The sequence below is a fragment of the Streptomyces sp. NRRL WC-3549 genome (assembly GCF_000721935.1).
Lineage (GTDB): Bacteria > Actinomycetota > Actinomycetes > Streptomycetales > Streptomycetaceae > Streptomyces.
The window spans coordinates 49,776-54,051 of sequence record NZ_KL585386.1 but is presented as its reverse complement, the minus strand read 5'-3'; the positions used below and the strand labels follow the sequence as shown (position 1 = coordinate 54,051).

The following is a 4,276-nucleotide window of genomic DNA, read 5'->3' as shown; positions in this document are numbered from 1 at the left end:
CCGCCCGCCACCGAGCGGGCGGACCTGCGAGCCGACTGCGCGAACTGTTTCGGGCTGTGCTGCGTCGCGCTGACTCTGACCGCGTCGGCGGACTTCGCCGTCGACAAGGACGCCGGCACCCCGTGCCGCAACCTCCAGGACGACTTCCGCTGCGGCATCCACACCCGGCTCCGGTCCGCGGGGTTCCCCGGATGCACGGTGTACGACTGTTTCGGCGCGGGCCAGAAGATCTCCCAGCACACCTACCAGGGCGAGGACTGGCGGCGGCGGCCGGACACCGCCCGGCAGATGTTCCAGGCGTTTCCCGTGATGCGGCAGCTCCACGAACTGCTGTGGTATCTCACCGAGTCGCTCGCGCTGCCCGCCGCCGCGCCACTGCACCCCCAACTGCGCGCCGCGTTCGAAACCACCGAACGCCTCACGTCGGCCCCGGCCGGAGACCTCGTGCGACTGGACGTGTCGGCGCACCGGGCGCAGATCGCGACCTTGCTGCTGCGCGCCAGTGAGCTCGTCCGTGCCGCCGGACACCGGCGCAAGAAGCGCGACCACCGGGGCGCCGATCTCATCGGGGCCCGGCTGCGGCACGCGGACCTGCGGGGCGCCGATCTGCGCGGCGCCTTCCTCATCGCGGCCGACCTGCGGGGCGCGGACCTGCGGCTGGCCGACGTCATCGGAGCCGACTTCCGTGACACCGAACTGTCCGACGCCGACCTCACCGACGCCCTCTTCCTCACTCAGGCCCAGCTGAACGCGGCGAGGGGCAACGCCGCCACCCGGCTCCCCGGGGCGTTGGCCAGGCCCTCGCACTGGGTGGGCACCGCCGCCGTCTGAGCCCAGGCATCACCCGTCGGCCGTGGGCTTCCGCGCGTCCTCCGCCTCCTCCTCCAACGCCGCCTTGAGCCGCTTCAGCGTCGTACGGATGTTGCCCCGCTGGAACTCCGCGAACGTATGGCCGCGCGTCGCGACACGGTCGAACGCGTTTGCGAGGAAGTCCGGCCACGTCCGCCGGTCGTCGGTCCAGGTCTCGGTGACCCGGGTGTGCCCGCCGACCTCCTCGAAGCGGTACTCCCACAGGGCGATCGCGCCCCGGAGGCGGGGCCGCCCGGCGCCGATCGCGTGCACGCGGAAGGCGAACCGCATCCCCGGGTCGGCGGCGGTCACCGTGCACCTCGTCGTCCAGCGGAACGCGCCGCGTCTGTTGCGGCCCTCGAAGACCATGCCCACGTAGGTCTCCCGGCGGCCGCCGAGCACCCGTGCGCCCTGGTTCTCCGGGCTCCAGCGCCCCATCGCAGTGGGATCGCTGACGCGCTCGTACACCACCGACGGAGGGACATCGATCAGAATGCTGTCCGAGACGGACATGGTGCGCGGCATGGTGGTCACTCCTTGTCCACGTCCGGACCGGACACCGGCCGGGCCAGGCAGCCGACAGGCCGGACGGATCATGTGCGAACGCTTGACGATGCTGGTTCGTTGGACAGTGTGGCCTACACGTAAGAGTGTCCAGCACACCGGACCCGAGGAGCCCCGCACATGGCACGTCCCGCCGAAACCGGCCCCGCCCGCACCGCCGCAGCCGTCCCGGACGACCGCACGCGACTGGTCGAGCGGCTCATGGAGCGGTTTCCCCACGTCCCGCGGGAAGCCGTCATCAAGGAAGACCTGCTGCGTGGGGGCATGGCCTTCGACGAATCCGCGCTCAGCGACAACGAACACGGGGACGTCAAGCCGAAGTCGTACTTCATCTTCTCCTTCGACCACGGCACCCTGCCGGAGCTGGGCGCCGCGGCTTTGCGCCGGCCGCCGGAGGAGATCGTCCTCACCGGCGGCCCGTACGACCTGCGCCGCACGGTGGTGTCGGTGCGGGTCAACCCGTCCTCGCCGTACCGGGTGGCGGCCGGTGAGGACGGCGTGCTCGGCCTGTACCTGGACGGGACGCGCATCTCCGACGTCGGCCTGCCCCCGATGCCGGACTACTACCGGCACACCCTGGAGAACGGCAAGTCCGTGATGGAGGTGGCGCCCACCATCCAGTGGGGCTACCTGATCTACCTCACGGTCTTCCGGGTCTGCCAGTACTTCGGCGCGAAGGAGGAGTGCCAGTACTGCGACATCAACCACAACTGGCGCCAGCACAAGGCGGCGGGCCGCCCCTACACGGGCGTCAAGGACGTCGAGGAGGTCCTGGAGGCCCTGGCGATCATCGACCGGCACGACACGGCGGGGACGACCACCGCCTACACCCTCACGGGCGGGGCGATCACCTCCCACATCCAGGGGCGTGACGAGGCGGACTTCTACGGGCAGTACGCCAAGGCCATCGAGGAACGCTTCCCCGGCCGCTGGATCGGCAAGGTCGTGGCGCAGGCCCTGCCCAAGGCCGACGTCCAGCGCTTCCACGACTACGGCGTGCAGATCTACCACCCCAACTACGAGGTGTGGGACCGCCGTCTGTTCGAGCTGTACTGCCCCGGCAAGGAGCGCTACGTCGGCCGCGACGAGTGGCACCGGCGCATCCTCGACTCCGCCGACGTCTTCGGGGCCCGCAACGTCATCCCCAACTTCGTGGCGGGCGTGGAGATGGCCCGGCCCCACGGCTTCACCACCGTCGACGAGGCCATCGCCTCCACCACGGAGGGCCTGAGGTTCTTCATGTCGCGCGGCATCACACCGCGTTTCACCACCTGGTGCCCGGAACCCACCACGCCGCTCGGAAGGACCAACCCCGACGGTGCGCCGCTGGAATACCACATCAGGCTGCTCGACGCGTACCGCTCCACCATGGAGGAGTACGGGTTGTCCTCCCCGCCCGGGTACGGACCGGCCGGCCCCGGGCACGCGGTGTTCTCCGTCAGCTCCTTCATGGACAGCCTCGCCCCCGGGACGGCTGCAGCCTCGTAACGCCCTCGACGTGGGGCATGCTCGGGGTGACGCGGTCCCGGGGCGGTGGAGCGTCAGGCGGGCCACCGCGCGGTCCGTTCCCGGGCGCCTCCGCCGAACTCGTCGAGGCCGCCCGGGTCCACGGTGTCGAAGCCAGGTGCGTCGATGGCTCGCGTACGCCCCGCTCGGTGGCCGGATCACCGGCTCCGCTCGCGAAGAGATCATTCCGCCATGGCGAAACGGTTCTGCTGAGGGTGCGTGGATGGCGGCGGGCCACGCGGGCACGTATGGGACAGCGAACGCAATCACAGGGCTCAGTTGGAGGTGGTGACCGTGCTGCACGGCATCGACGTCAGTTCCCACCAGACGGACTTCGACACGGACGGGGTGGACTTCGTCTTCATCAAGGCCACCGAGGGCCGCTCGTACGTCAATCCGAAACTCGACGGCCAGGTCAAACGCGCCAGGGACGCGGGATGCGTCGTCGGCTTCTACCACTTCCTGTGGCCGGGGGACGCGAAGGACCAGGCGAAGTACTTCGTCTCCCGGACACCGGAGAAGGCGGGTGACCTTCTCGCGGCCGACTGGGAACAGACCGGCGACGGCACATGGGCGAGCAGCAAGGACAAGGACCGCTTCATCCGAGAGGTGAAGCGGCTGCGGCCCCACCACCGTGTCCTCCTCTACTGCAACCGCACCTTCTGGCGGACCCACGACACGTCCTCCTACGCGGGCGACGGACTGTGGATCGCCGACTACGTGTCCGCAGGCGAACCGCGTGTCGAGGCACCCTGGCGCATCCACCAGTACACCGACCGGCCGCTCGACAAGAACGTCGCCGACTTCTCCTCGAAGCAGGCGATGCGGGACTGGGCCGAGGACTGAGGAGGACGCCGAGGAGGGCGCGTCAACACGGGGTGCTCCGGGCATCGGCCAATGGAGTGTCCTTTGCCATCCATGGGTGCGCAGTCCCCGGGGATGTCGCGCGGTACCGCCGTCGGGGGGTCCATCCTGGTCGCCGAGTCAGCAACGGCCGTCGACCGAAGGAGTGCCGCAGTGACGACGAGGGGCCCCTCAGAATCGGTGGAAGCCGATGCCGAGTACCAGGACGAGCTGCCCGTCCGGGCGAGGCAGCCGGGGAACGTGGTCATCAAGTGGCTCACCACCACGGACCACAAGACGATCGGCACGCTCTACCTGACCACGTCGTTCGCCTTCTTCCTCCTCGGTGGCGTGCTGGCCCTCGTGCTGCGTGCCGAGCTGGCTCGCCCCGGTACGCAGATCGTGTCGAACGAGCAGTACAACCAGGCGTTCACGATGCACGGCACGATCATGCTGCTGATGTTCGCGACGCCTCTCTTCGCCGGTTTCGCGAACTGGATCATGCCGCTCCAGA

The 4,276-nt window shown here is 69.5% G+C and carries 5 protein-coding genes; 4 read left to right on the top strand and 1 reads right to left on the bottom strand.

The window, feature by feature from the left end; translation table 11 throughout:
• Positions 1 to 831: pentapeptide repeat-containing protein (locus tag IH13_RS0104565; protein WP_063837394.1), on the top strand; the 831-nt coding region annotated here is incomplete at its 5' end.
• Between the two features lie 9 nt (positions 832 to 840).
• Here the strand turns inward: IH13_RS0104565 and IH13_RS0104560 are convergent.
• A complete protein-coding gene (locus IH13_RS0104560) occupies positions 841 to 1,374 on the bottom strand; it encodes an SRPBCC family protein (protein WP_031081197.1) in 534 nt (177 codons plus the stop codon).
• A 159-nt stretch (positions 1,375 to 1,533) separates the two neighbouring features.
• On the opposite strand from IH13_RS0104560, the gene IH13_RS0104555 reads away from it, so the two are divergent.
• The 3 genes from IH13_RS0104555 to IH13_RS0104545 all read left to right on the top strand — a co-directional run.
• Positions 1,534 to 2,901, top strand: coding sequence for a radical SAM protein (locus IH13_RS0104555; RefSeq protein ID WP_031081195.1), 1,368 nt, complete (start codon positions 1,534 to 1,536; stop codon positions 2,899 to 2,901).
• A 312-nt stretch (positions 2,902 to 3,213) separates the two neighbouring features.
• Positions 3,214 to 3,765, top strand: a complete 552-nt coding sequence (locus IH13_RS0104550; RefSeq protein WP_031081193.1) for a glycoside hydrolase family 25 protein — start codon at positions 3,214 to 3,216, stop codon at positions 3,763 to 3,765.
• A gap of 198 nt (positions 3,766 to 3,963) precedes the next feature.
• Positions 3,964 to 4,276: cbb3-type cytochrome c oxidase subunit I (locus IH13_RS0104545; protein ID WP_031081192.1), on the top strand; the 313-nt coding region annotated here is incomplete at its 3' end.

What these genes read in the sequence shown, in the direction of transcription:
- IH13_RS0104555 (WP_031081195.1), top strand. Translation starts at nt 1,534, where the DNA reads ATGGCACGTCCCGCCGAAACCGGCCCCGCCCGCACCGCCGCAGCCGTC.
- IH13_RS0104560 (WP_031081197.1), bottom strand. Translation starts at nt 1,374, where the DNA reads ATGCCGCGCACCATGTCCGTCTCGGACAGCATTCTGATCGATGTCCCT.